Below are 26,264 nucleotides of genomic sequence, written 5' to 3' on the forward strand. Positions count from 1 at the left end.
GTGTATAAGCGACCGGGGCCGGCCCGGTAGCCACGCCGGGGGGCCACCGCGGTGGGGCCCCGCCCGGGCGCCCCCGGGGGCCGGCCCGGGGGCCCCGGCCCGGCGCCGGCGCGGGGCGCCCGGGCGCCCGGGGCCGCCGGCACCCCGGCGGGGGCGGGTCGGCCACCTTGGTGGTCCCGCTCGCCGGGGGTTCGGGTCAGGAGGGGCCGTTGGGCCGGCGGTACAGCACGGCGGTCGGCGCCGCCGCGGTCAGCGTCGCCCTGGCCGGGGTGAACAGGAACGACGGCTGGGGCTGGTAGTTCGGCCCGAGCAGGAACGCGCGCTCGATCGAGTCCACCTGGATGCGGGTGCCGCGGTCACTGCCCGCGCCGACGGTCCGGGTTGCCTCGATCGTCGCGATGTCCTCGGCGACGGTGCCGGGCGGCAGCTCGACGGCGGTCGCGGCGGGCGCGTCCCGCCGGATCGCCCAGGCCGGGTAGATCTTGCTGGACCGGTAGGTCTGACCGCTGCCGGACAGCCGGACCCCGACGGACAGGCCGACCCAGCTCGTGTCGGTGTTCGCCGGGCCGACCGTGGACTTGCGGATGATCAGATACAGGTAGTTGCGCGGGTTGCTGATCTTCGTGGTGGAGTTCGGCGCCTTGTCGTCGTCGACCTTGCCCTCCCGCGCGACCTCCTGGGACATCACCCAGTAGGTCCACGGGTTGGCATCCATCTCGCGCTCGCGGGCGTCGGCGTTCGGGTCGAGCGCGTCGGCCGTGGACAGGGCGAAACGCATCCGGCCGTCCGGGTTCGAGCACATCCCGTTGTTGTCCGAGCAGGTGCCGAGGACCGCGTGCGTGCCCTCGAAGCGTCCGCTGAAGGCGGTGATGGTGTGTTCGGGCGCCTGGATCACGGCGCTGCCGGGGATCGCGTTGCCGGCCGCGTCGATCTCCACCTGGTAGGTCCACTCGATGTCGGTCGTGCGACCCCACTGCGCCATGAGGGCCGGGGTGGAGGTTCCGCCGTCCTCATTGCTCCAGACCATCGAGTAGGTCAGCAGCCGGTGCCCGGTGATCGTGGCCGGCGCCTCGGTGTGGAAGGCGACCAGCGGGGTGTCGGTGACCGCGTTCTGGAACGGGCCGCCAGCGAGGGGGTTGGGGGCGGAGCCCGCGGGCGGCGGGGTGGTGCGGCCGTAGATCACCGGCGCGTGGGCGAGCGCCTGGTAGCCCGGCTCCTGCGGGGTGACCGTGCGGAAGGTCAGCGCGCTGAGGCGGGCCGAGGCCGCGCCGCGTGGTGAGCGGTCGGCGGCGAGGGTGGCCCGCAGGGTGTGGCCGCCGGCGGCGAGATGCCCGAGCGCCAGGCTCCTCCTGATAGGGAACGCCGCGGGGATGACCACGTCCGTGGCGTAGGTGTTGTCGACGAACAGCGACACCACCGCCGACTCGCTGCCCGGGGTTTCCCAGGACACCCCCGGCGCGGCAGTGGTGAGATCCAGCAACACCTCACCGTCCGTACTGGTCCTGAACGGAACGGACGATTCCTGCCCACGGTTCAGCGTTACGTCGGCGGAGGTGTCCGTCGATTTTCCGCCCGAATCGCACGCTCCGAGCCCGGCCGTCAGCGCGACGGCGGCCAGCGCCGCCCCGAGTGCCCGCCGCAGTCCCCTCGACACTCGCGTTTCCCTCCCGGAACCAGGAAGCTCGGCCGCCCGCGCGGCCGTTCCCCACTCGCTGATTCCGATGCCCATCCTGCTCTTTGTTGTTCCCGCCGCCACCACCGGCATGGCCGGGTGGGCGCCCCCGCCGGGCCGCGGGCCGGGCGGTGGCGGGGGCGGGGCGCGGCGGCCCCCCGGGTGGCGCGAGCGGGCCACCCGGGGCGGGTGAGGCATGGGTCGCAGGAGCCCGCCCGGATGCCGCTGCCGGCACCGTGTCCCGGGTACCTCCCGTGGTGGGCCGCCCGTGCCGGAAAACGTGTCGTCGACCACGCCGCATTCCGCCCGGCGGGAACGGGGCGGTCCATTCGTTCAACGGATACGGTACCGGGCAGGGAATAACCGGACGGCCAGTCCGCGGCCGACGCCCTGGAAACCGCGGTTCGAGCGGGAGAGGGAATTCGATTCGTGCGCAAGTTCGTCATCATGGGAGTGCAGGGCAGCGGCAAGGGAACCCAGGCGACGATGCTGGCGCGGGATTTCGACCTGGCCCACATCAGCGTCGGCGACGTGTTTCGCTGGAACGTATCGAACCACACGAAACTCGGTGCTCAGGTGAAACGCACGGTCGCCGCCGGCCAGCTGGTCGGGGATGACCTGGTGGAATCGGTGGTGCGGACCCGGCTGTCGGACCACGACTGGAACTACGGATTCATCATCGACGGATTCCCGCGTAACGCGCGGCAGGCGGAGTTCTTTCTGGAGAGCTACGACATCGACGGAGTGATCTACCTGGACCTCCCGGACGAGGAGGTCTACCGCCGGGTGCTCGCCCGGCGGCTGTGCTCGCGCTGCGGCCTGGACTACAACCTGATGGCCAGCCGGCCGGTCATGCCGGACACCTGCGATGTCTGCGGCGCGCCGCTGCTGACCCGGCCGGACGACAACCCGCAGGCCCTCGCCGTCCGGCTGCGCGACTACCACGAGAAGACCCAGCCGGTGATGGAGATCTTCCAGCGCAAGGAGTTCGTCGCGGTCGTGGACGCCCGCCGCGAGCCACGGGCCGTCCAGAGCGAGATCCGCGGGTACTTCAACCTGCCCGAGCTGGCGCCCGCGTCGGTCTGACCCCCGGCGCCACCTGTCGCGGCGCGTGGCCGACGCGACAGGTGGCGAGGAAACCGGCGGGCTTCCTACTGCTTGGAGAAGACGATCACGGTGCCGTTGGTCTGGCCGAAGCCGCCCGAGCCGATGCCACCGGTCACGCCGTGACCGGTGAACGCGATGGCGTGGGCGGTCGCGCCGGCCGGGGCATCGGAGGTGATCTTGTATCCGGCGCTCGGCAGCGCGCTGCGGTAGAAATCGGCCGTGCTGGCGGGCGTCACCCCGGTCAGCGTCACGGTCGACGCGCTGCCGATGCTCGCGCCGACCTTCACCTTCGCCCCCGGCGGGATGGGGAAGTCCGCGGGCACGTTGGTCCCCTTCAGCGCGTCCGCGCCGGTCGCGCCGTCGATCCGGCCCACCCCGGGCAGGGACGTCGCCAGCGCGGAGGGCAGCGCCGTGGGCAGGCCGGTGGGCAGGCCGGTGGGCAGGGCCGAAGCCAGGGATGAGGGCAGGCTGGCGCTCGGGGCGGACGTGGGCGTGCCGTCCGAGCCGTCCGGCCCGCAGCCGGCGGTCAGCCCGACGAGTCCGGCGAGCGCGAGTCCGGTAAGCAGCGCGGCGAGTCGGGGCGGTGGCCCGATCCGGGGTCTCGACGCGTCGAGAGCCTGGCTGTCCCGCATGTGGTCGTCTCCTTCGTCCCTGGACCCACGAAGATCCGTGCCCGGATGGCGTCGCACCCCCTCGGCGACCGGCCTGTGCGCAGGCGATACACGCGTATCGGCGGATGGCCCGGTAACCGGAATCTGGCGATCTGTCGCCGCACCCTAGCTCGCACCCGCCGCTCCCGTGGACGCGTGTCGGCAGGCTGTCATGGCCGGCGTCGGTGGTCCGCGTCGGCGGACGGCGGACGGCGGACGGCGGACGCGAAGCCCGCCGGCTGCGGGGGTACCCGCGGAGCTGGCCGCGGGTGGGCCCGGACGTGGTGGTGACGATCGCGGCAGCGACTGGTTCGCCGGCGGCGGTCATCCGGCTCTGACCAGGCGTCATCCGCCGCGCGCGGAGCCCGGATCGGGCTGCCGACTGAAGGGGGAGCAAAATATCGCGTTTGGCGGACTAGGTAGGTTTAGGGATGGTAGGGGCGGGGTAACCGGCAACCAGGTTGTTGCCGTGTTTGTCCGCTTCACCCGATCCTGAGGGGGGCGATCATCGTGCCGAAGCCCGGCCCGGGCGATGGGATCGGCGTGCCCCGGGATGCACGCGGCCATCACGCAACGTGGCGCTTGATGGCAGGGGTGGCACGGCGACACCCGGCGCGACGGCGCGCGACCCGCGCGACCCGGGCGACCCTCGACGGTCGCCTCGATCGACCCGTGTGTGGGCGGTCGAACGGCGAGGTCCATGATGAGGCCGCACCGAAGCCGCCTATTTGTACCAATACAACCCTGTTGCCGACACTATAAGTGAGGGTATGTGTGCATTACGAATTTCGGCGTGTCCTGGGGCGGTGCCCCGTGCTGACCCCACAACACCAGTACGTTCCCTGAGCGTGGCGGTCACCAACAACGCGGTGATCGGTGTGGCTCTCGGCTACATCGAGGCGAACCCGGACGAGATGGACCTCATCCGCTCCCTCGTCGTGCTTGCTCTCCACGGGCCCGCGATCACGGCCCGGAGCACGCAGCCGGCCCACGTCACCTGCCGCGCCGCCGTCGTCTCGCCTGACTGGCGCGTCCTGGAGGTCATGAACGGCTCGGCCTCCACCTGGCAGCTTCCGGGCGGTCATGTCGAGGCGGACGCGTCGTCCCTGCTCGGCGCCGCGCTGGAGCATGCGACCCGGCACGCCGGCGTCGAGGCGAACATGGTGATCCCCGACCGGATCGTGCCCTTCGACGTCGACGCCACGATCGTGGAGGCCGCCCCGATCCTGGGCGAGCCCCAACATGTGCACTACGACGTGACCTACCTGCTGCACGTCGAGGACCGCGGTCTCGCCGTGCCCGACAACGGCCCGAACCGGATCCGCTGGGTGGACCCGGGTCAGATCGCCGGCCGGCTCGGCGTCAAGCTCCGCGCGGCGTCCCACCAGTCCCGGCTGGTCCCCTGACGGCCGGGTTCGCGCCCTACGGCACGTCGTCGGTGGCGAAGCGCAGGTACCGGTCGGCGGAACGGCGGACGGCAGCGTTGCCGTCCGCGCGCACGACGGTCTCCCAGAACGCGCCGTAGACGGCGTGGAACTCGAACGGCTCGAGGAGTTCGACGGCGCGCCGCACGACGCTCGGCCGTTCCGGGATGTAGTTCGGGTAGCTGTACATGAAGCTCACCCACCGGCGGTCGAGCACGACCTGCAGGATGTCGCCGGAGAACAGGGCGCCGCGGCCGTCCTCGCCGCCGGCCCAGTGCAGCACGGTGCCACCGGCGAAGTGCACCCCGCCGTTGATCAGCGTCAGGCCGTCGCCGATGGCCAGCGTGTCGCCGCTCCACAGCTCGACCGCCGGGTCGGGCCGGCCGATCCACCGCTCGTCCGCGGCGTGGACGTAGATCGGCACCCCGCCGAACGCGCGGCTCCAGTCGACCATCGCGCCGTAGAAGTGCGGATGACTGATCGCGATCGCGTCGATGCCGCCGAGCTCGCCGACCTCGCCGACCAGGTCGGCGTCGAGAAACGGCACGCAGTCCCACAGGATCGTCGCCGCACCGGTGTGCACCAGCAGCGCCCGCTGACCGATGGAGATCCTCGGCTCGGCGCCGACACCGGTGACGCCCGTGCCCTCCGGTCGCAGCACCCCCCGGTAGCCCTCGGCGTGCAGCCGGGTCAGCGAGGTCCACTGCTGCCCCTCCCAGCCGACGTACTGCCGCTCGTCCTCGCAGACCGGGCAGTCCGCCCGCGGCGCGCCGTACTGCACCCCGCAGGTGGCGCAGATCGGTAGATCGAGGTCCAGATCGGGCGGCATGGACGCCACGGCGTGCCTCCGGCGGTGCGGCGGTGAGTCCGCGGTCAGCTGGCCAGCAGCTGGCGGAAACGGCTGTGATGGAACACCAACGGTGACACGGTGGCATCGGAGCTGAGTGCATGCACGCGCAGCAGCGCGATGAGATGGTGTCAACTACCGGGCGGACAGCGACGCGGCCCGCTGGGTCACCGGGCAGACCATCGCCGCCACCGGCGGGCTGTCCTTCTGAAGGCTGTCCGCCTGAGCACTGTCTGCCCGAGCACCGCCACCTGCTCGCCCGCGCTGCCATCATGACCGGGTGGACTCCACGTCCCCGCCGGTGCTGACCGGACTGGCGGCGGTGCTCGCGCGGGCCGAGACGCTGCTGCGTGAACCGGGCCGGCGCCTGCTCGGGATCGCCGGGCCGCCCGGGGCGGGCAAGAGCACCCTGGCGGACCGCCTGGTCGGCGAACTGGTAGCGCGGCACGGCCGCCGGCCGCCGCTGGTCGCCCAGGCGCCGATGGACGGATTCCACCTGTCGAACGCCGAACTGCGCCGGCGCGGGCTCGCCGATCGCAAGGGCGCGCCCGACACCTTCGATGCCGTCGGGTACGCCGCCCTGCTGGCCAGGCTGCGCGCCCGCGGCCCGGGGGAGGTGGGCGCGCCGTCGTTCAGCCGCCGGAGTGATGAATCCGTGCCCGGCACGCACCGGATACCGCCGACCGTCCGGCTGGTCGTCTGCGAGGGGAACTACCTGCTGGTGGACTCCGGGGCCTGGGCACAGCTGCGGTCGTACCTGGACGAGACGTGGTTTCTGCGGGTGGACGAGAAGACCGCGCGCGCCCGTCTGATCGCTCGCCAGCACCGCATCGGCAGGTCGCCGGCGGCGGCCAGAGAATGGGTGCAGAACAACGACCTGAGCAATCTCGGGTTGATCGCGGCGACCGCCGCCCGAGCCGACTACCTGGTCGACCTGCCCGCCGGCGAGCTCGACTGATCAGGGTGCCGCGCGCCTGCGCCGTCGACGGGCTGACGCAGCCACGCTCGGGTGCCGAAGCTCTCGACGGACCGGGCCGCGACCCGCGCCGCGGCCGTCAGCGCCGAGACCATGGTCGCCGTATCCGCCATGGTCGCCGTGTCGACCGTGGACGTGCCCGCGAGGGACCAGGCGAAGGCGCCGTGCAGGACATCCCCGGCGCCGAGGGTGTCGACGGCGTGCACCGTGGGTGGGCGGACCAGGCCGCCGCCGTGGGCGTCGGCCCAGCGGATCGGGGCGGCTCCGTTGGTCACCGCGGCGAACGACGGCCCCTGGTCCAGCAGGTAGCGCAGGATGTCCGGTACCCCGGCAGTGTCGGGCAGGCTCGGTGGTCGGAAGGCGGCGCCGCAGATCGCCGCGTCCACGTGGGCGAGGAGTCGCTCGGTGCTGGGCTTCCACGAGCCGCCGTCGAACACCACCGGCGGCCTGCGCGCCGCGGCACCGACGCCGATCGGCCCTGCGCCGGCCGGCCCGCGGACCTTCTCGCCGGTGGACCGGATGACCTCGAGGGCCACGTCGACCTGGTGTCCGTCGACGAGCACGACGGCCAGGTCGCCAACGTTCACTCCGGCGCCCCTGACTGCGTCCGCAGCCGCGGTGCCGGGCGCCGGGCCGGGCAGCGCGCGGTGGGCGGACACCACTGCCCGTTGGCCGCCCGGCGCACTGACCATGATCGCGGACACGGGTAGGACGACCTCGCCCGGCCGCAGGTCGAGGCTGTGGACCCCGACGGCGGCCAGGTCGGCGCGCGCCGCCTCCGCCAGCTGCCCCGCGCCCACCGCGCTGAGCAGCACCGCCCGGCCCCCGAGATGCGCGAACGTGACGGCCGCACCGGTCGCGGGACCGCCCGCCGCGGTGACGAGCTCGGCCGCGACGATCTTCTCGTCGGCCAGCGGGGGCCGCTCGACCCGATAGATCGTGTCGAGCGTTGTGAGACCGACGAACAACCCGCTCGGTCCGTTGCCGGCGGGCACACCGTCCGGGTCGGGGCCCGTGGTGCCGAGCGCGCGCATCAACACCTCCGCCCGCGCGGGCGTGCGCGCCGCGCCGTCACAGGCGACTGTACCGGCCGCATTCCGTGCGAAAAAGCGCCGTGCTGTGCGCACCGATGCGGATAGGAGCCGTAGCGCTACCCGGCCGGACGGGTGTTGATATACTTTTATAGTCGCATTCGGAACATCGCCGCGGAAACATCCCTGTCTTTTGTGATCGCCTTTTTGTCATGGGCGTAAAAGGTGGAAGTCGTTTGTTTCCGGGCTCTTCTGTTCAATGGTTGTCCTGGTTAGACAGACGGCGTGGGAGATAGTCGGAGGCGCCGTCACGGCGCAAGGTTCGCGTTGCTGGTCGTCGCCGGGTCCGCCGGGGGGATGCTCTACTGGCCGGCCACGGAGGTCGCCGGCACGGCGGCATCGGCGCCCGCGGCTGGCGGCGGCACGGCGATCAGCCCCGCGACGGCCCGGAGGATCGCCGAAGCCGCGGACCTGAGCTCCGGCTCATCGCTGGCCACGGCGCTGCGACCGGCCGTCCCGGCCCAGCGTTCCGCGGCAGATCGCGGGCCCGAGCCGTCGCACGTGCTCGCGGCCGGAACACCGGTGACGGCTCCGTCGACCTCGGGCGCGTCGGGGAGCGCCGGCACCTCCTCGGCCGCGCCGACCTACGCGACCGCGTACGCGGCGACCAGCACCGCCCGCGCCGCGACCGCCACGGTCGAGACCGTGGCGGCGACGTCCAGCACCGCGACGTCCAGCACGTCCAGCCTGTCCAGCACGTCCAGCCGCACGGCCGCGTTCCGGACCTACCTCGCCGGCCGGCCGGGGCACGTGAGCGTGGCGTTCTACGACGCGGTCGCCGGCACCACCGTCGCGCTGACCGACCCGGCCGTCGCGGGCTACGAGACGGCGAGTTCGGTCAAGCTCGACATCCTCACCGCGCTCGTCCAGCGAGCCGGTGACTCCGGCCGGCTCCCCGCCCGCCAGCAGGCCCTCGCCCGAAAGATGATCTCGGTCAGCGACAACAGCGCGGCGAGCGCCCTGTGGTCCGACGCGGGGGGCACGGCGGGCATGAACGCCTTCTTCGGCCGGCTCGGCATGAGCTCCACCAGGGCCGGATCGGGCGGACGCTGGGGCCTGACCAGCACCACGGGCGCCGACCAGCTCGCGGTGCTGCGGGCGGTCTCCTACCCGGGCGTCCTGACGGCGGCGCAGCGCGGTGTGATCAGCAGCCTGCTGAAGACCGTCGTCCCGGCGCAGCGGTGGGGGCTCACCGGCGGCGTGCCGGCCGGTGTCACCGTGGACCTGAAGAACGGCTGGCTGCCCCGCACGAGCGGCTGGGTGATCACGAGCCTCGCGCACGTCCACGGCGACGGCCGGGACTACATCATGGCGGTGTACACGAAGAACGGGCCGAGCATGGCGTCGGGCGTGGCCACCGTGCAGGGACTGTCCGCGCTGGCCTGGCGGTCCGCGCGGTCCGCGCGGGCCCCGGCGGCCGTCGGCGGCTAGGCCGTGTCCGGCCGATCATGGCGGGGGCCCCGGGTACCGGGCCGTACAGAGCGGCCGGTCAGCAGCGCAGCGGGCCCCTTCGCGCGGGCAAACCGGACACGAGCCCCGTAGCGCAACCAACCAGAAGTGCGCCCGGTCCCGCTCATCCAGAACGACCACCGTGGTCCCTCTGAACCGCAGCAGCCTCGGATTGTCGTCGCTCACCGTGACCTTTTAGTCCACCGGTCGGCAGGGAGCTGGCCGCGACGATCGCGGGCACCCCAGACACCGGGCCCCCGCAGCCGGCTGGAAGCGCCTGGTCCCCCTGTGGGGCAATCCGGACATCGGCCCCTCCGAAGCGACCAGCCGGCAGGGCCGGCGGCCCCTCCACGGAACCCGACCAGCCAACCCGACCACAGCACACACAGACGACGCACCCACCAGCAAGATCGCCCGGACACTGCCGGGCGGGGCCGGGCGCACGACGACGCCCCGTCGCGAGCGGGGGACCGGGAGCTGGCGCCTCGGCCCGCGACGGGGCTCGTGGTGGTGCGAAGGCCCGGCGGGATGACCGCCGGGCCGACATCAGCCGCTGAAGCGGGCGACGGCGCGCATCTTGTTCATCGCGTCGAGCGCCGCGACCTTGTAGGACTCGGCCAGCGTCGGGTAGTTGAAGACGCTGTCGACCAGGTAGTCGATGGTGCCGTTGCAGCCCATCACGGTCTGCCCGATGTGGATGAGCTCGGTGGCTCCGGTGCCGAAGCAGTGCACCCCGAGCAGGCTGCGGTCCTCGGGGCTGACCAGCAGCTTCAGCATTCCGTAGGAGTCGCCGAGGATCGCGCCGCGGGCGAGTTCCCGGTATCGGGCGATACCCACCTCGAACGGGATGGCCTGCTCGGTCAGCTCGTCCTCGGTGCGCCCGACGTAGGAGATCTCCGGGATCGTGTAGATCCCGATCGGCATCAGCTCCGCCCGCAGGGCGTTGACCTCCTCGCCGCACGCGGCGTAGGCGGCCAGGCGACCCTGTTCCATCGACGTCGCGGCCAGCGCCGGGAAGCCGATGACGTCGCCGACGGCGTAGATGTGTTCGACCTCGGTCCGGAAGTCCGACCCGACCTTGATCCGGCCGCGGTTGTCCGCGGACAGGCCCGCGGCGGGCAGGTTCAGGATGTCGGTGAGCCCCTGGCGCCCGGCGGAGTACATCACCGTGTCCGCCGGCAGCTTCTTGCCGCTCTCCAGCAGCGTGAGCGTGCCGCCGTTGTGCCGCTCGACGGAGACCACCGACTCGCGGAAGCGGAACGTCACCGCGAGGTCGCGAAGCTGGTACTTCAGCGCCTCGACGATCTCCACATCGCAGAAGTCGAGCATCCGGTCGCGGCGCTCGACCACCGTGACCTTGGTGCCGAGGGCGGCGAACATCGAGGCGTACTCGATGCCGATCACCCCGGCGCCGACGACCACCATCGACCGCGGCAGCTTCTCCAGCGCGAGGATCTGGTCGCTGTCGACGACCGTCCGGCCGTCGAAGTCGACCGTGTCCGGCCGCGCGGGCCTGGTACCGGTGGCGATGATGATCCGCTCGGCGGTGACCCGCCGATCCTCGACGTCGCCGGCGGCGCGAACGCTCACCGAGTGCGAGTCGACGAAGCTCGCCAGCCCGGTCAGCAGCGTGACGTGGTTGCGGCTGAGCTGGTTGCGGATGACATCGATCTCCCGGCTGATGACATGCCGGGTACGCGCCGAAAGGTCACCGACAGTGATGTCGTCCTTGACGCGGTAACTCGACCCGTACAGCTCACGCTGCGACATGCCGGTCAGGTAGAGAACGGCCTCCCGCAGAGTCTTGGACGGGATCGTGCCAGTGTTGATACTGACCCCGCCGATCATCTCCCGTTTGTCCACGATCGCGACCCGCCGGCCAAGCTTGGCTGCCGCGATCGCAGCCTTCTGCCCGCCGGGTCCGGACCCGATGACGAGGACGTCATAGTCGAACACCGTCACCTCCCCGCAATTCTTCCGGCTCCCGGTGGACCAGAGGCTATCTGGCGGGACCGCGTCGTCAGTCATGTTGCCCGGTCTTGTTACGTTTATTTCTTCTCCGGGCTTTCCTGGGAGCGTTTTACGCACGTGGTATCACGATCGGTAGGCGGGTTGAATCCTTGTGTAATACCCGAGACGTGCCGGAATGTGGCGGGGAGAGCCGGTTGGCCGCGCGGAGCCCGGATGCCGGTGGTCGGAGCGCGGGTCGGCGTGCGGAGGTCGGAGGCGCGAAGTCGGAGGCCCGAAGTCGGAGGCGCGAAGTCGGAGGCGCGAAGTCGGAGGCCCGAACTCCGAGGTCTGAACTCCGAGGCCGACGCCGATGTGACCGAGGTGTGGGCCCGCCTGCGTACCGGGCCAGCCGGGCTTACCGGGATGAATCGGGGCTTTGCGTCCGTGGGCGGCGCGGCGGACGCCCGATCCGTCGGCTGCGGGTGTCGACGCTGCTGGATTGCCTGGTCCCGGACCCGTAACGCCCGGGCGGCTGGCTCGTTAGACAGGTCGCGGGGGTCGTGGAGGCTGTCTGGGGGGTCTTCCACGACTCCCGCCGCGACCGCGACCGCGCCATCCCTGTCGGACGGACACCGGCCCGCGCAGGGCGGTGCTGGGGTGGGATGGCGCCCGGCCAGCGGCGGCGCGGGGAGCCGGCTCCGGAACGTGCGCGTTCCGGAGCCGGCCCACCCGTGATCATGCACACTCTGTGATCAGATCCGCGGTGTGGCTCCGCGGGACGCCGAGGCTACGGGTGGGTCATCGACAGCACGTCGAGGGCGGCGTCGAGCTGCTCCTCGGTGAGCTTGCCGGCCTCGATGTAGCCGCGCTCGACGACGACCTCGCGGATCGTCTTCTCCTCCGCCAGCGACAGCTTCGCGACCTTCGCCGCCTCCTCATACCCGATGTACTTGTTCAGCGGGGTCACGATGGACGGCGACGACTCCGCGTACCGGCGGCACCGCTCGACGTTCGCCTTGATCCCGTCGACGCACCTGTCCGCGAGCAGGACGCTGATCGTCGACAGGATGTGGATCGACTCGAGCAGGTTGCGCGCGATCACCGGCAGCATGACGTTGAGCTCGAAGTTGCCGGCCGACCCGCCGAACGCGACCGCCGCGTCGTTCCCGACGACCTGCGCGACGACCTGGCAGACCGCCTCGGGGATGACCGGGTTCACCTTCCCCGGCATGATCGACGATCCCGGCTGCAGGTCCGGCAGGTGGATCTCGCCGAGCCCCGCCCGCGGCCCCGACGACGCCCAGCGCAGGTCGTTCGCGATCTTGTAGAGCGAGATGGCGATGACCCGCAGCACACCGGACGCCTCGACGAGCCCGTCGCGGGACGCCTGCGCCTCGAAGTGGTTACGCGCCTCCGTCAGCGGCAGGCCGGTGTTCGCCGCCAGTTCCTCGATGACGGCGGCGGAGAAGCCGGGCGGGGTGTTGATCCCCGTGCCGACCGCCGTGCCGCCCAGCGGCAGCTCGCCGACCCGCGGCAGGGCCACGTTCAGGCGCTCCACGCCGAGGCGGATCGCCGCCGCGTACCCGCCGAACTCCTGCCCGAGCGTCACCGGCGTGGCGTCCATCAGGTGGGTCCGGCCCGACTTCACCACGTCCGCGAACTCGGTCTCCTTGCGGCCGAGGGAGGCCGCGAGGTGATCCAGCGCCGGGATCAGTTCCTGGACGATGCCCTGGGTCGCGGCCACGTGGATCGACGACGGGAACACGTCGTTCGAGCTCTGCGAGGCGTTCACGTGGTCGTTCGGGTGCACCGGCCGGCCGAGGCGCTCCGACGCCAGCGACGCCAGCACCTCGTTGGTGTTCATGTTCGACGACGTGCCGCTGCCGGTCTGGAAGACGTCGAGGGGGAACTGGTCGTCCCAGTCACCCCGCGCGACCTCGGCCGCCGCGTCCCTGATCGCCTCGGCGATGTCCCCGTCGAGGACCCCGAGCTTGGCGTTCACCGTCGCCGCGGCAGCCTTGATCCGCGCGAGTGCCTGGATGTGCGCGCGGGAGATCCGCTGGCCCGAAACGGGGAAGTTCTCCACCGCCCGCTGCGTCTGCGCCCGCCACCTGGCCGACGCCGGTACTCGGACGTCGCCCATGCTGTCGTGCTCGATGCGGTATTCCTGCTCGCTCATGCGCCCGTTTCTCCCGAGATGTTCTCGTCGCCGTCGACCGGCCGGCCCGCGACCAGCGTTCCCGCCCCGGCGTCCGCTATCCCGACCGGAACGCCGGGACGCTGAAACACCGGGACTCACTGCGGCTGCCGGACCCTACGGCCGACCCTAGGACATCTCACGCGCACGTTCCCCCCACGCCCACATGCACGGGCCATCTCACAACGTCACCAGACCCGCCGACCCCACGCCACCCCCACCTCGGCGCCGCGCTACCAGCGCCCGCCTCGGTCTGCGGCCGGTGGGCTGAGCGGCTTGGGGCCGCTTGTGTAGGGGCAAAACGGGCGCGGAGGCCTACAGAAGCGGCCCGAAGCTCCGCTCCGGTGGTGTGCTGGACACGACAACGCCGCGACGCCTGGGTGGCTGGGCCACCGCGGCGCCGCGGCGTGGAAGGGTCGAATGGAGTCGAGCGGTCGAGCTGGGTGACGCCGCCGCCAGGCGGCCGCGGGTCTAGGAAGCGGCGGCTTCGCGCTCCTTGGCGCGGATGTCGCGGCGGAGCTCCGGGGGGAGGGCGAACAGGAGGTGCTCGTCCGCGGAGGTGACTTCCTCGACGTCGGCGAAGCCGCGCTCGGCGAGCCAGGCCATGACGCCGGTGACGAGTTCCTCGGGGACGGACGCGCCGCTGGTGACGCCGACGGTCTGGATGCCCTCGAGCCAGGCCTCCTCGACCTCGGTGGAGTCGTCGACGAGGTAGGAGGCGGGGACGCCGGCGTCGAGGGCGACCTCGACGAGGCGGACCGAGTTCGACGAGTTCCGCGAGCCCACGACGATCAGGAGCTCGACCTTCTCGGCGATCTCCTTGACGGCGACCTGACGGTTCTGCGTCGCGTAGCAGATGTCGGAGTTCGGCGGGCCCTGCAGGTGCGGGAAGCGCTCGCGCAGGGCGTCAACCGTCGTCATCGTCTCGTCGACGGACAGAGTCGTCTGGGAGAGGAAGGCGACCCGCTCAGGGTCGCGCACCTTGACACCGGCCGCGTCCTCCGGACCGTCCACCAGATGGATGCGGTCGGGCGCCTGACCGGTGGTGCCGACGACCTCCTCGTGGCCTTCGTGGCCGATGAGGAGGATGTCGTAGTCCTCGCGGGCGAAGCGGCGAGCCTCGTGGTGCACCTTGGAGACGAGGGGGCACGTGGCGTCGATGGTGCGCAGCTGGCGCGCCGACGCCTCCTCGTGCACCGTCGGGGCTACGCCGTGCGCGGAGAAGACCACCGTGGCACCCTCGGGCACCTCGTCGGTCTCGTCAACGAAGATCGCACCCTTGGCCTCCAGCGTCTTGACGACGTGAAGGTTGTGCACGATCTGCTTACGTACGTAGACAGGTGAGCCGTAGAGCTCCAGCGCCTTCTCCACGGTCACAACAGCTCGATCGACACCGGCGCAGTAGCCGCGCGGCTTGGCAAGAAGGACCCGGCCCATGCAGGGCAGTCTACGCGGTCGGGCGTCTCCTGGAAGAGCGGTCGGGCGATCCATCACCCGATGGCGACAACGTCCGATCCGGTCCGCGCAACGGACCGGCGGACCCCGCGGAACCTGTCGGCGGCCCCCGCTACGGTGCCTCGTATGGCCCTGACCTCGACTGCCGAACAGCCCTTGCCGGTCCGCACGGTCTCGCGCGCCGTCGGCGAGTGGATCAACCGGCTTGGCCGGGTGTGGGTCGAGGGTCAGGTGACCCAGCTCGTCCGCCGCCCCGGAATGGGCACTGTCTTCCTCACCCTGAGGGACCCCGTCGCGGACGTCTCCCTTCGGGTGACCTGCCCGCGGGCGGTGTGTGACGCGGTCGGTCCCGCGCTCGTCGACGGCGCCCGCGTGGTCGTGTGGGGTAAGCCCGCCTTCCACCCCGGCCGGGGCACGCTAGCCCTTGCGGCAGTGGAGATTCGCCCGCTCGGCGCGGGCGCGCTGCTGGCTCGGCTGGAGCAGCTGCGGGCCACGCTGGCCGCCGAAGGGCTGTTCGCGCCGGCCCGCAAACGGCCGCTGCCGTTCCTGCCGGCGGCCGTCGGGCTGATCACCGGCCGGGCCAGCGCGGCCGAGCGGGACGTCGTGGAGAACGCGCGGCGGCGCTGGCCGGCGGTGCGGATCGAGCTGCGGGAGGTCGCCGTCCAGGGGCCGCTGGCGGTGTCCCAGGTGATCGACGCGCTGCGCGAGCTGGACCGCGCGCCGGACGTCGAGGTGATCGTCATCGCCCGCGGCGGAGGGTCGCTGGAGGACCTGCTGCCGTTCTCGGACGAGGCGCTGGTGCGGGCCGTGGCGGCGGCCCGCACGCCGGTGGTGTCGGCAATCGGACATGAGCAGGACGCCCCGCTGCTCGATTTCGTGGCCGACGTGCGGGCCTCGACGCCGACCGACGCCGCGAAGCGGGTGGTGCCCGATGTCGGCGAACAGGCCGTCGGTGTCGCCCAGCTGCGCGACCGGGCCCGTCGGACGCTGGAGCACCGGCTCGACCGGGAGGAACGCCGCCTCGCCGACCTCCGCCGCCGGCCCGTCCTCGCGGCGCCCTGGGTGGAGCTCGATCGGCGTGGCCAGGACGTCGCCGCGCTGCGGGCCCGCGCCCGGCGCTGCGTCCACCACGCGTTCGACGTGACCGAGCGGGATCTGACCGCGGCCCGGGCGCGGATGCGCGCCCTGTCCCCGGCCGCGACGCTGGACCGCGGTTACGCCGTGGTGCAGCGGGCGAGCGACGGGGCTGTCCTGCGCGACCCCGCGGAGGTTGAGGCCGGGGAGCGGCTCGCCGTCCGGCTGGCCGGCGGGCAGCTCGGCGCCGTCGTCGGGGAGAACTGACGCGTCCGCCGGGCGCCCGGATCAGTCCCGCGGGGGTCCGGCCGGGCGGGAGGCCGCCGCAGCGGCACGGTCGGCGTCGGCGGCGGCCAGCCGGGCACGGGCGCCGTCAAGGAGGGCCTGGCAGGCGCGAGCCAGCTCCTCACCGCGTTCCCAGAGGGCCAGGGACTGCTCCAACGTGACCCCGCCGGCCTCCAGCCGGTGGACGACGTCCTCCAGCTCGGCACGCGCGGTCTCGTAGCTCAGTGCTGGTCCCGCCGGCCCGACGGCGGGGGTGCCACCGACGTCACCAGTAGTCGCGGGCTCGGGACTGTCCGGCATCGCCACCTCCGCGCCTTCGTTTCCTCGGTCTGTCGCCAATCCGCGCTCGCACACCATCGTGGTGTCCAGCGCGACCAGTTCGGTGCGGAGGCAATTCGAACGACCCGTGTCAGGAGTATTGCGGACCCGATGCACGGTCACGCGGCTGGCGCCCAGCGGGGGCCTATGCTGCCCTCGGCCGACGCAACGTGATATCAATCAGGTGACAATCGTGGTCGAAGCGGGTTGGCTCCGCAGAGATCCATAGTACAAGGTCGCTGCAACACGTTTCCGATTTGCGGCGGACGCGAAACTGTGGCCGCCGCACGGCTGACCGTCCGTCCGCAGCGGGCGGTCCGGAGGTACGACGCATGCCCGGCGTACGCCCGTCGCCCCGACGCCCTGCCGTCGGCGACCGTTTCCGGGGGCTGGCCTCAACCGCCGCCCCAGGCGGCACCGTCCCGCCCGGGCAGCATCCCCCCGACGCTCGACCCCGCGCCGGCCAGGACGGCGGCCACCATCGGCGCGCCCCGGTCAGCAGGCACCTGGTGCGGCGCGCGGCGGGCCTCATCCTGGGAATGGCGGTGCTCATCCCGGCCGCCACCGCGCTGAACGACTCGCACGACGGCCACCCCGGCGGCCCGCCGCCGGTCGCGGCCGCCACCTCCGCCCGTCGTTGATCTCCGCCCGTCGTTGACAGTGGAGCGCTGACAGCATGGAAACCGCGGCGGGCAGCCGTCGCCCGGGGCCGGCTGACACCTGGCGTCCCCGGGCAGGGCAGTGCCCGAAAGCGATGCTCGGTTGTCCGGAGGCAATTCCGCAGATCCACGGCTTGCCGCTGGCCGCACATTCTTACTAAAGGTTAGCGAAACTTTATTGAATCGCTAACCGTGTCGGTAGCCCGGACGGTCGACGGCGTCAGTTCGTCGGCTCGACGGGGCGCAGGGAGCGGGCGAGCACGATCTGGTCGGCCTGCGTCGCGCCACCGCCCCTGCCGCCGCCGTCGTCGATGACGACCGTGAGGTCGCCGTCGGTGCGGCTGATCGCCACGTGTCCGCTGTCGTCGGGACGGGCCTGCCAGGGCACCCCGTCGACGTCCACCGTCCCGCGGGCCGGCCGGTTGCCGAGCAGCTTCTGTGCCGCGTCCGGCGCGTTGCTCTCCCGCAGCCGGGCGTACGTGCGAGCGCCGGAGCGGTCGATGACGTATCCGATCAGCGCCTCGGCCGTCGTGCCGCTCTCGGACCCGGTGGGGAGGGTGAACTGGGTCGACGTCGCCTTCCACTCCGCCGGCAGCCCGGCGGGGGCGAGCGGGGTGTAGGACGCCTGCCGGGCGAAGGCGGCCATCGGTTCGGCCGTCGGCACGACCTTGACCGCGGTCTCGTCGCTGCCCCGGGGCATGACGAAGATGACGAAGACCAGGACTCCGGCCATCACCGCGGCGAGAGAGAGAACCATGTCGCGGATCGTTTCCTGGCCGCGTCGCTGTCGTTGTGCCACGGTCCCATCTTCACAGGTGCGCGGTGGGGGGCGGGCGGCCGGACGGGGCCTACGGGCCCGTTCCGGGCGCGGCTGTGGTCAGCATCTCGCCCACCGCGGGTATCGCGGGCGGCCCACGGGTTTGGCCGGGGGGCCGTCACGCCCCCTCCGCGTGACGGCCACCCGATCGCAGCGTTGGACGCGTGCATGGCGCGAAAGGTTGCACGCCGGATTTCGCTCTTCCGGCTGTCGTCCGCACGACAGGTGAAATCCGGGGGTACGGCCCGCGACGAGCGACCCGGGGGCTATCGTGGTGAGACCTGGACCACCTGTGGTGGCGCCGTATCTCGGGCGTCTGCGGGGTAGCCGAACTAGGCTCGGCGACGTGCCTTCAGCTCCCCATGCCTCCGCCGCCAGGTCCGACTCCTCAGCCGTTCCCGACACGCTGGCCGTGCAGGAGCAGGCGCCGGACCGCAACCTTGCCCTCGAACTCGTCCGCGTCACCGAGGCCGCCGCGCTCGCCGCCGCGCGCTGGGTGGGCCGCGGTGACAAGAACGGCGCCGACGGTGCCGCCGTCGACGCGATGCGCCGGCTGGTCGGCACGGTGTCGATGCGCGGCGTCGTCGTCATCGGCGAGGGGGAGAAGGACGAAGCCCCCATGCTGTTCAACGGCGAGCACGTCGGTTCCGGCGAGGGTGCCGACTGCGACGTGGCCGTCGACCCGGTCGACGGGACGACGCTCACCGCCAAGGGCATGAACAACGCCGTGTCCGTGATGGCCGTCAGCGAGCGCGGTTCGATGTACGACGCCAGCTCCTGCTTCTACATGGAGAAGCTGGTCACCGGCCCGGAGGCGGCCGACGTCGTCGACATCACCGCCCCCGTCGAGGACAACATCCGGGCGGTCGCGAAGGCCAAGGCGGTGCACCCGCGCGACGTCACGGTCGTCGTCCTCGACCGGCCGCGGCACGCCGAGCTGATCGAGCAGATCCGCGCCGCCGGCGCCCGGGTGAAGCTCATCGCCGACGGCGACGTCGCCGGGGCCGTGATGGCCGCCTCCGCGGACACCGGCGTCGACCTGCTGCTCGGCATCGGCGGCACGCCCGAGGGGATCATCACCGCCTGCGCGGTGACCTGCCTCGGCGGTGTGATCCAGGGTCGGCTGTGGCCGAGTGACGACGCCGAGCGCGAGAGGGTCGTCGCGCTCGGCCACGACCCGCAGCGTGTGCTCTCCACCCGCGACCTCGTGGCCAGCGACAACGTCTTCTTTGTCGCGACCGGGATCACGGATGGCGAGCTGCTGTCCGGGGTACGGTACCGCCCGGGTGGCGCCACCACGTCGTCGCTGGTCATGCGGTCGCGGTCCGGCACCATCCGGCGGGTGGACAGCCAGCACCAGCTCACGAAGTTGCAGGCGTACTCCACCGTCCCGTTCTGACGGTTCGTCGTGGGGAGGCGATCGCATGGTGCGAGCCTCCCGCGGCATGGCGGTGGCGAACGCGCTGAGGTTGCTGCCGGCCGAACTGTTCGCTCGCCTCGATCGGCCGGGACCGCATGGCAGCGCGGCGGAGGTTCGCACGCTGCCGGCGGCCGTCCGGCGGTTCCTGCGCCATCCGCGGCCGCCGGTGCTGCTCGGCTGCGTGGGCGCGCTGGCCGCTGTGCGCGCGGCGCGGGGGCCATGGCGCGCCCGTGACGTCGGTGTCGCCGGCGCGGCCGTGGCTGCCCAGCCGTTCGTCGAGTGGAGCGTGCACCGCCTGCTGCTGCATGCCCGCCCCGGCAGCCGCCTCGGAGCGGTCGGCTACCAGCTCGCCGGCTACGGCCACGAGCAGCACCACCGCGACCCCACCAGCCTCGACACGATGTTCCTGCGGCCCCGGGAAGTGATCACCGGGACGGCGATCGCCGCAGTGCCCGCGCTGCTCGGGCCCGCCTGGGCGGCGACGGGGACGCTGTGTGCCGGCCTCGGCGTGCTCGCCTACGACTGGACACACTTCCTGCTCCACACCCGGGTGCCGCCGCGCTCGGCGTACTACCGGCGGCTGTGGCGCGGCCACCGGCTGCACCACTATCGTAATGATCAGTACTGGCTGGGGGTGACGAGCCCGCTCGGCGACCTGGCGCTCGGGACGAACCCGGCGCGCGACGCCGTCCCGCTCTCCTCGCTGGCACACGGCGCGGAGCGGATCTGACTCCTACGGCTGGCCGCCGACACGTGTCGTGACCGCGTCGCCTGCCTCCAGCGCGTCGCCCGCCACCACGGCATCGCCCCCCGGGACTGCACTGCGCCCCGGGACTACACCGCCCCCCAGGACCGCACCGCCCCCCGGGACCGCGCTGCTGGCTGTGGCTGTGTCACCGAGTGTGACCGTGCCGCTGGGCGTCGGGGTCGGAGCCTCGACGGCAGAGCTCGATGACGTCGTGCCATCCGCGCGGCCCAGCCGGGGACGGAACGGGCCGGCCGAGTCCAGGCCGCGGCGGAAGCGGAAGGCGCGGCTGCGAGGATGCACCGGATGCGGCTCGGATCGGCCGTATCCGTCCAGCCAGGCCACCAGCCGGCTGTCGGGAGTGGCCGCGTCGACGGTCAGCCTGGCCAGGGCGAACCGGTCGTCACCGGGGTGGGACAGCACGTCCCGCACGGCGCAGGCCGAGCTGTAGCCGGCAGAAATCGCCAGTTGGCGGACGGCGAGGTCGTAGCCGCCGCCGGGATAGGCGAACGTCCGCGGCTCGTCGCCGACCGCCACGGCAAGGCGCCGGCGGGACAGCGTGAGTTCCGCGATCACGTCCGCGCGGGCCAGTTCGTTGAGCGGCCGGCCGGTGTGGCCGGATCCGCCGATCTCGATTCCCAGGCCGAGGATGCGGTGAAGGTCCGCGCGGTGGAAATAACCCTGATCGCCCACTCGGGAACTCGTCACGAACACCGTTGCCGTCAGGCCCGCGGCGGCCAGCGCGCGCAGGGCGATCAGGGTTTCCGCGCCGCCGTCGTCGATCGTGATGACGATCGGATTCGGCGGCGCGGACGGGGTTCCGAGGGAGGCGGCATAGCTGGACACGGTCATGGGCTGGCGGCCCGAGGCGGTGATCAACCGGCAGTGCCGGGCGAAGGTTGCCAGCGGCATGGGCCTGCGTGGCGCGCCACGGGTGGTGTGCGGGTCGAACGAGCGGTAGCGCAGTACCGGAGTCGTCGGTTCGCGGCGGGCAGTGCGCAGGCCGAGGGTCACCACGGTCCGATCGCGCGTCGCTCGCGCCGCCGGCCGGGCGGTGAGTCCGGAGCGAACGACAAACGGGCCTCCCTGCGACCGCCGCGTGCCTGGCCGCGGCATCGGGTATTTACGCGGAAATGCGTCCGAGCGCGGATCTCTGATGCGGCAGGAATGTAGCACGAGCGGCTGCAAAAGCAAGCGAAGCCGTAGACCGCAAGTGCATCATCAGCCGGCCATCCGGATTCGAAATCCTTTTGCCGATTTGGAAGGTCGCACTTTTCGGCGGTGTGTCGCTCCGCGAATGGTGGAGAGTTGGGTGTTGCAGCGTGGTGCGCTCGTTGCGGCCGGATGGAGGATGGGGGGAATCCGGCGGGACGGGTCAGTCGGTGCGGTCGCCCGTGGTCGTGCGGGACTGGCCGGGGCCGTCGCGGCGAATGCGGGAGAACGCCGGGCACTCGCAGCGGCCACAGTTGGTGCCCGGTCGGTAGTGCCGATGGTCCGCGCGGTCGTGGCCGCACCGGCATCGCTGCCACCACCTGGTGAGCGCGCCCATCTGCACTGCACTCCTCTCCTCGCGATATCGCCTGGTAACGATACGTTGCGCGCTCGGCGGGAGGGCTGTGGGACTCGCGAAGACCATCCACCTCGACGGACGGTCAGGCCGCCGGCGGGGCCGGCGGGGCCGGCGGGGCCGGCGGGGCGGTGGTGGGCCTCGCTCGCCTACCGGGCTGGCCGGCGGCGGGCTGCGGGCGGCTGGGCGAGCGCGCGCTGCCGTTCCCGCCGGGCGATCTGTGCTCGCCGGCCGCGGAACGCCGCGATGATGACGACCAGCAGGAAGGCGGTCAGCAGTATCGGCGCGTGCAAGATCATTTCTGAGCCGATATCGATCGCTTTGTTCCGTAGTCCCGCGCTGCCGTCTCCGGTGGAGGGATCCAGATAGCCCACACCGGTCACGATGATTGCGTACGCCAGCGGTGGCATGATCACCACGCCGATCAGATCGTCGCTGTGGACGCGGATGGCCACGATCACGCAGGCGCCGACGAACAGGACCGCGAACAGGTACGTAAGAGATCCGAACACGACCGAGTCGACGGCCGCTCCGATGCTGCCGACGACGAGCACCACGATCGCGGTACCGAGCGCTGTCAACCCACGGCGGCTGCCGGTGAACAGCGTCGACGGCGCCCCGCCGCCGCGACTACGAGACCCGCGGCCATACGGATCGTCGTACCTCTCGGCGCGCGCGGATCGGCCGGGCGGTCCGGCTGACTGCCGATGCGGCGGCACACTCACGAACGCAAGGTACCGCCCGCGGATTACCCATGCGTCAGGACGATGCATCACGCGCCGGCATCGAGCCCCATACCGGAACTTTCGGTGGCCGGATCACTGCTTTGCGTCGTGTAATCATTGTCTTTCTGGTTGTTTGCCCCCGATGTCCTCGGCTCAGCGGACCCCTCGGTCTGATGCGCGACATCCGTCACCGGGCCGAACCGCCCCCCGTCCTCGGTATGACCATCGGCGGCCCACCGCTCTCGTCCGGCGAGCAGTTCGGCGGCGGACAGCGGGCGCACGCCGGTCTCCACCGGCCGGGGACTCGGCAGCGGCGCGTCGACGACCTCCATGGCCGCCAGCCGGCGGGCCGGAGTGAGCACCCGGCTCTCCAGCGAGCCGACGGCGGCGTTGAAGTCCCCGACGGAGCGGCCCAGCGAGCGGCCGAGCCGGTCGAGATGCTCACCGAGGGTGCCCAGCCGGGTGTAGAGATCCCGGCCGAGCTCGAAGATGTCCTGGGTGCGGGCAGTCAGCGCCTCCTGCGTCCAGGCGTGCGCGATGGTGCGCAGCATCGCGATCAGCGTCGTCGGCGTCGCGATGATCACCTTGCGGCCGGCGGCGTGCTCCACCAGGCCGGGGTCGTGGTCGAGCGCCGGCGCGAGAAGGGCCTCCGCCGGCACGAACAGCACCACGAACTCCGGCGACGACGGCAACCGCCGCCAGTAGGACTTCGCCGCGAGCCCGTCGACATGGGCACGCAGGTGCCGGGCGTGGGCGGCCATCCGACCGGCGCGGTAGCCCTCGTCGTTGCTCTGCGCGGCGTCGAGGAAGGCCGCCAGCGGCACCTTCGCGTCGACCACCACGTTCCGTCCACCGGCGAGATGCACCACCATGTCGGGCCGCAGCGGGCCGTCGTCGCCTTCGACGGTCATCTGCTCGGTGAAGTCGCAGCGGTTGAGCATGCCGGCGACCTCGGCGACACGACGCAGCTGCATCTCGCCCCACGCCCCGCGAGCCTCGGGCCGGCGCAGCACCGTGACCAGCGACGCCGTCTCCGAGCGCAGTCCCTCCGCCGTCTCCCGGGCGAAGCGGACCTGCTCGACCAGCGCCGCGTACGCCTCGGTGCGCGCCGTCTCCAGCTCGCGTAGGCGTCCCTCCATCCGGGTGAGCGCGTCGCGCAGCGGGGTCACCATGTTCTCGACGGCGGTCCGGCGCGCGTCGAGATCGCCGCGGGCGCGGGTGCCGGCCTCGTCGAGCCGGGCGGTGGCGAGCTCGACCAGCTGGCGGCTGGCCCCCTCCAGCGCCTGCGCGGACAGCGCCTGGAAGCTCTCGGCGAGCCGGTCCTGACTCTGCTCGACCAGGGCGACCCGCTCGGCCGCGGACCGTCGCTCGTACTCCAACGCCGTGCGCAGGCCCGACACGTCCGACTCGGCGAGCTGGGCGCGCTCGACGGCGGCCTGCATCGCCCGGCGGGCCTCGTCCCGCTCCCGCAGGACCGTGGCGTGCGCCGCGGCGAGCGCGGCGTGCCGCGGATCGGCCAGCCGCCGGGCGGCGAGAAACCCGCCCACGGCACCGAGGGCCAGCCCGACGAGGGTCAGCAGCGCGCTGGTGGAGTCCACGCCGAAAGGCAATCACGACCCACCGACAGGACCGCGCCCGCGTGTCCCGGCCCGGCCGGCGTGCCGGCGTGCGGGCGCGGGACCGTAGACTGATCCGCCATGGGCTTGTCGATCGGTATCGTCGGGCTGCCCAACGTCGGCAAGTCCACGTTGTTCAACACCCTGACGCGCAACGAGGTTCTCGCCGCGAACTACCCGTTCGCGACGATCGAGCCGAACGTCGGTGTCGTCGGGGTGCCCGACCCGCGCCTGGACGAGCTGGCGAAGCTCTACGACAGCGCCCGCGTGGTGCCGGCGACGGTCAGTTTCGTCGACATCGCCGGCCTCGTCCGGGGCGCCTCCGAGGGGCAGGGCCTCGGCAACCGGTTCCTCGCGAACATCCGCGAGTCCGACGCGGTCTGCCAGGTCGTGCGGGTCTTCTCCGACCCGGATGTCGTCCACGTCGAGGGCAAGGTAGACCCGGGCAGCGACATCGAGACGATCAACACCGAGCTCATCCTCGCCGACCTGCAGACCCTCGACGCGCGCCTGCCGAAGCTGGAGAAGGAGGCGCGCGCCGACAAGTCGAAGCAGCCCCTGCTCGCGGCGGTGAAGGCGGCCCGCGAGGTGCTCGACGCCGGCCGGACGATCTCCTCGGAGCCGTCGATCGACCGCGCCGAGCTGCGCGAGCTGTTCCTGCTCACCGCCAAGCCGTTCCTGTACGTGTTCAACGTCGACGAGGACGTCCTCGCCGACCCGGGCCGGCGCAAGGAACTCGCCGAGTCCGTCGCCCCCGCCGACGCGATCGTGCTGTGCGCCAAGGTCGAGGCCGAGCTTGCCGAGCTCGACGACGCCGACGCCGCCGAACTGCTCGCCTCCCTCGGCCAGAGCGAGAGCGGCCTGACCCAGCTCGCCCACATCGGTTTCCACACCCTGGGCCTGCAGACCTTCCTGACCGCGGGCCCGAAGGAGTCCCGCGCCTGGACGATCACCGCGGGCGCCACCGCGCCGGAGGCCGCCGGCTCCATCCACACCGACTTCCAGCGCGGCTTCATCAAGGCCGAGATCGTCTCCTTCGACGAGCTGATCGCCGCCGGCACCATGACCGCCGCCCGCGCCGCCGGCAAGGTCCGCATGGAGGGCAAGGACTACGTCATGGCCGACGGCGACGTCGTCGAGTTCCGCTTCAACGTCTGAGGAACGGCGGCGTGGATCTGTCCCGGGCCGCGTCGACGATGGCTGCGGAAAGTGGTCGTTCGATGATGGCGTGCTGCTGACCCGGTCGTGGTGCCGGGCGGTGACTCTTCTGCGTGATCGGGCTGGACTCGATGGCCCATGGGTCGCGCCCAGGGGGCTTGAGTCGGTTTTCTGACGATCCGGTTGACGACCGTCGCGGCCCGCCATCCGCCGATAAGCTGCCCGACGCCGCGGCTCGGTCGATCGACCGCCGCGCGCCAGCGGAACCGACCCCGTGGCCGGTTCCGGTGCAACGGGTAGCGGTACGCGTTGGCAAGTGACGATCAGTGCGAAAGTGGGAGGGGCAGCGGCGTGCGCAAAGCGCGGTACTGCGCGGCAATGATGGTCACCATCCTGGCCCTGGTGCTGGTGACCAGCTGCAACGGAAAGTCGAGCTCGTCGTCCTCGGCGTCGGGAGTGAGCGCGGCGTCGGCGTCAGCCGACCCTGAGCTCAGTGGAGCCTGCCCGACGAGCGGCAACAGTCGGGCGTTCGCGAAGACCCGGTTCGCCCTGCATGCCGGCCTCGCGCTGGGGGCGTTCCACCGTTACATCTACAAGCCCCTGAAGAACGGCGGCTTCAAGGCGGGGGCGGACAAGCGCAAGCGCAGTTTCGCCAAGGCAGCCATCGCCGGCGTGTTCGTCGTCCACGAGGTGAAGGTGGCCAACGGATTCGCCCAGGCCAATCCGACCCTGTGTGGCGCCGGGCAGCGGTTGTCCAACACCTTCTCGACCCTGACGAGCAAACTCCGCAGCGGCACCGCGACGGAGGCGGACGTCAACAGCGCGGAAACGGCCTTCACCGGCCTGGAGCAGACCGCCAAGCAGGGCGGCTTCAACTTCTCCGAGCGCAACGTCACCGTCCCCGGCGCCAGCTGACCAACCCCGTCGGGGGGGGGGGGGGGGGGGGGGGGCGCCCGCCCCCCCCGGCGCGGGGGCCCCCCGCCCCCCCGCCGGACGGGCCGAACGCGGCCACGGGCCGGATCGGCCGGCGATCGGGGTGTCGACGTCGCACCGTGACACCCA

The 26,264-nt window shown here is 72.0% G+C and carries 22 protein-coding genes; 10 read left to right on the top strand and 12 right to left on the bottom strand.

The features are described 5' to 3' along the window. Positions 1–196 precede the first annotated feature (196 nt). On the bottom strand, positions 197–1,654 hold the full coding sequence (locus MXD60_RS25170) for a hypothetical protein (RefSeq protein WP_248821946.1): 1,458 nt from the start codon (positions 1,652–1,654) through the stop codon (positions 197–199). Positions 1,655–2,101: 447 nt separating this feature from the next. Here MXD60_RS25170 and MXD60_RS25175 point away from each other — a divergent pair, with 447 nt between their 5' ends. Next, complete coding sequence (locus tag MXD60_RS25175; protein WP_248821948.1) at positions 2,102–2,758, top strand: adenylate kinase family protein; 657 nt, start codon at positions 2,102–2,104, stop codon at positions 2,756–2,758. Between the two features lie 65 nt (positions 2,759–2,823). Here MXD60_RS25175 and MXD60_RS25180 read toward each other — a convergent pair whose 3' ends face one another. Beyond that, positions 2,824–3,411, bottom strand: coding sequence for a hypothetical protein (locus tag MXD60_RS25180; protein WP_248821950.1), 588 nt, complete (start codon positions 3,409–3,411; stop codon positions 2,824–2,826). An 866-nt stretch (positions 3,412–4,277) separates the two neighbouring features. On the opposite strand from MXD60_RS25180, the gene MXD60_RS25185 reads away from it, so the two are divergent. Next, a complete protein-coding gene (locus MXD60_RS25185) occupies positions 4,278–4,835 on the top strand; it encodes an NUDIX hydrolase (RefSeq protein WP_248821952.1) in 558 nt (185 codons plus the stop codon). 16 nt (positions 4,836–4,851) lie between these two features. Here MXD60_RS25185 and MXD60_RS25190 read toward each other — a convergent pair whose 3' ends face one another. Then, positions 4,852–5,682: an MBL fold metallo-hydrolase gene (locus tag MXD60_RS25190; protein ID WP_248821994.1), complete on the bottom strand. Its 831-nt coding sequence runs from the start codon at positions 5,680–5,682 to the stop codon at positions 4,852–4,854. 298 nt (positions 5,683–5,980) lie between these two features. On the opposite strand from MXD60_RS25190, the gene MXD60_RS25195 reads away from it, so the two are divergent. Further along, on the top strand, positions 5,981–6,658 hold the full coding sequence (locus MXD60_RS25195) for a nucleoside/nucleotide kinase family protein (protein ID WP_248821954.1): 678 nt from the start codon (positions 5,981–5,983) through the stop codon (positions 6,656–6,658). Here MXD60_RS25195 and MXD60_RS25200 read toward each other — a convergent pair. Then, positions 6,622–7,710, bottom strand: coding sequence for a PfkB family carbohydrate kinase (locus MXD60_RS25200; RefSeq protein WP_248821956.1), 1,089 nt, complete (start codon positions 7,708–7,710; stop codon positions 6,622–6,624). The two genes, MXD60_RS25195 and MXD60_RS25200, sit on opposite strands and share 37 nt — an antisense overlap. Before the next feature lie 324 nt (positions 7,711–8,034). Here MXD60_RS25200 and MXD60_RS25205 point away from each other — a divergent pair, with 324 nt between their 5' ends. Continuing rightward, complete coding sequence (locus MXD60_RS25205; protein ID WP_248821958.1) at positions 8,035–9,198, top strand: serine hydrolase; 1,164 nt, start codon at positions 8,035–8,037, stop codon at positions 9,196–9,198. Between the two features lie 564 nt (positions 9,199–9,762). On the opposite strand, the gene sthA is transcribed toward MXD60_RS25205, so the two are convergent. The 3 genes from sthA to MXD60_RS25220 all read right to left on the bottom strand — a co-directional run bounded on the left by sthA (position 9,763) and on the right by MXD60_RS25220 (position 14,800). Next, positions 9,763–11,172: a Si-specific NAD(P)(+) transhydrogenase gene (gene sthA / locus MXD60_RS25210; RefSeq protein WP_248821996.1), complete on the bottom strand. Its 1,410-nt coding sequence runs from the start codon at positions 11,170–11,172 to the stop codon at positions 9,763–9,765. Between the two features lie 781 nt (positions 11,173–11,953). Beyond that, positions 11,954–13,345: a class II fumarate hydratase gene (locus MXD60_RS25215; RefSeq protein WP_248821960.1), complete on the bottom strand. Its 1,392-nt coding sequence runs from the start codon at positions 13,343–13,345 to the stop codon at positions 11,954–11,956. Positions 13,346–13,834: 489 nt separating this feature from the next. Continuing rightward, positions 13,835–14,800: a 4-hydroxy-3-methylbut-2-enyl diphosphate reductase gene (locus tag MXD60_RS25220; protein ID WP_248821961.1), complete on the bottom strand. Its 966-nt coding sequence runs from the start codon at positions 14,798–14,800 to the stop codon at positions 13,835–13,837. Between the two features lie 144 nt (positions 14,801–14,944). Here MXD60_RS25220 and xseA point away from each other — a divergent pair, with 144 nt between their 5' ends. Continuing rightward, positions 14,945–16,159, top strand: coding sequence for an exodeoxyribonuclease VII large subunit (gene xseA / locus MXD60_RS25225; RefSeq protein ID WP_248821963.1), 1,215 nt, complete (start codon positions 14,945–14,947; stop codon positions 16,157–16,159). A gap of 21 nt (positions 16,160–16,180) precedes the next feature. On the opposite strand, the gene MXD60_RS25230 is transcribed toward xseA, so the two are convergent. Next, entirely contained in the window at positions 16,181–16,477 is a 297-nt protein-coding gene (locus MXD60_RS25230) for an exodeoxyribonuclease VII small subunit (RefSeq protein ID WP_248821965.1), read from the bottom strand. 527 nt (positions 16,478–17,004) lie between these two features. Here MXD60_RS25230 and MXD60_RS29065 point away from each other — a divergent pair. Continuing rightward, positions 17,005–17,136, top strand: coding sequence for a hypothetical protein (locus MXD60_RS29065; RefSeq protein ID WP_283098967.1), 132 nt, complete (start codon positions 17,005–17,007; stop codon positions 17,134–17,136). A 238-nt stretch (positions 17,137–17,374) separates the two neighbouring features. Here MXD60_RS29065 and MXD60_RS25235 read toward each other — a convergent pair whose 3' ends face one another. After that, positions 17,375–17,953, bottom strand: a complete 579-nt coding sequence (locus MXD60_RS25235; RefSeq protein ID WP_308222604.1) for a DUF4245 domain-containing protein — start codon at positions 17,951–17,953, stop codon at positions 17,375–17,377. Between the two features lie 364 nt (positions 17,954–18,317). Here MXD60_RS25235 and glpX point away from each other — a divergent pair, with 364 nt between their 5' ends. Further along, complete coding sequence (gene glpX / locus MXD60_RS25240; protein WP_518468655.1) at positions 18,318–19,370, top strand: class II fructose-bisphosphatase; 1,053 nt, start codon at positions 18,318–18,320, stop codon at positions 19,368–19,370. A gap of 25 nt (positions 19,371–19,395) precedes the next feature. Beyond that, complete coding sequence (locus MXD60_RS25245) at positions 19,396–20,121, top strand: sterol desaturase family protein (protein ID WP_308222605.1); 726 nt, start codon at positions 19,396–19,398, stop codon at positions 20,119–20,121. Between the two features lie 3 nt (positions 20,122–20,124). Here the strand turns inward: MXD60_RS25245 and MXD60_RS25250 are convergent, their stop codons facing one another. The 3 genes from MXD60_RS25250 to MXD60_RS25260 form a co-directional block, all read right to left on the bottom strand. Continuing rightward, a complete protein-coding gene (locus MXD60_RS25250; protein WP_248821969.1) occupies positions 20,125–21,153 on the bottom strand; it encodes a polysaccharide deacetylase family protein in 1,029 nt (342 codons plus the stop codon). 699 nt (positions 21,154–21,852) lie between these two features. Beyond that, positions 21,853–22,284 (bottom strand): DUF6542 domain-containing protein, encoded by a 432-nt coding sequence (locus MXD60_RS25255; protein ID WP_248821971.1) that lies wholly within the window; start codon positions 22,282–22,284, stop codon positions 21,853–21,855. 191 nt (positions 22,285–22,475) lie between these two features. Then, the gene (locus MXD60_RS25260) at positions 22,476–24,026 is read right to left on the bottom strand and encodes a DNA recombination protein RmuC (protein WP_248821973.1); all 1,551 of its coding nucleotides are present in this window, start codon (positions 24,024–24,026) and stop codon (positions 22,476–22,478) included. A gap of 99 nt (positions 24,027–24,125) precedes the next feature. On the opposite strand from MXD60_RS25260, the gene ychF reads away from it, so the two are divergent. Continuing rightward, positions 24,126–25,202 carry a redox-regulated ATPase YchF gene (gene ychF, locus MXD60_RS25265; RefSeq protein ID WP_248821990.1) on the top strand — a complete coding sequence of 359 codons (1,077 nt, stop codon included), beginning with the start codon at positions 24,126–24,128 and terminating at the stop codon, positions 25,200–25,202. A 351-nt stretch (positions 25,203–25,553) separates the two neighbouring features. Further along, positions 25,554–26,117: a hypothetical protein gene (locus MXD60_RS25270; protein ID WP_248821992.1), complete on the top strand. Its 564-nt coding sequence runs from the start codon at positions 25,554–25,556 to the stop codon at positions 26,115–26,117. The last annotated feature ends 147 nt before the right edge of the window (positions 26,118–26,264 follow it).

This window comes from Frankia sp. AgB32 (assembly GCF_023243045.1).
GTDB lineage: Bacteria > Actinomycetota > Actinomycetes > Frankiales > Frankiaceae > Frankia.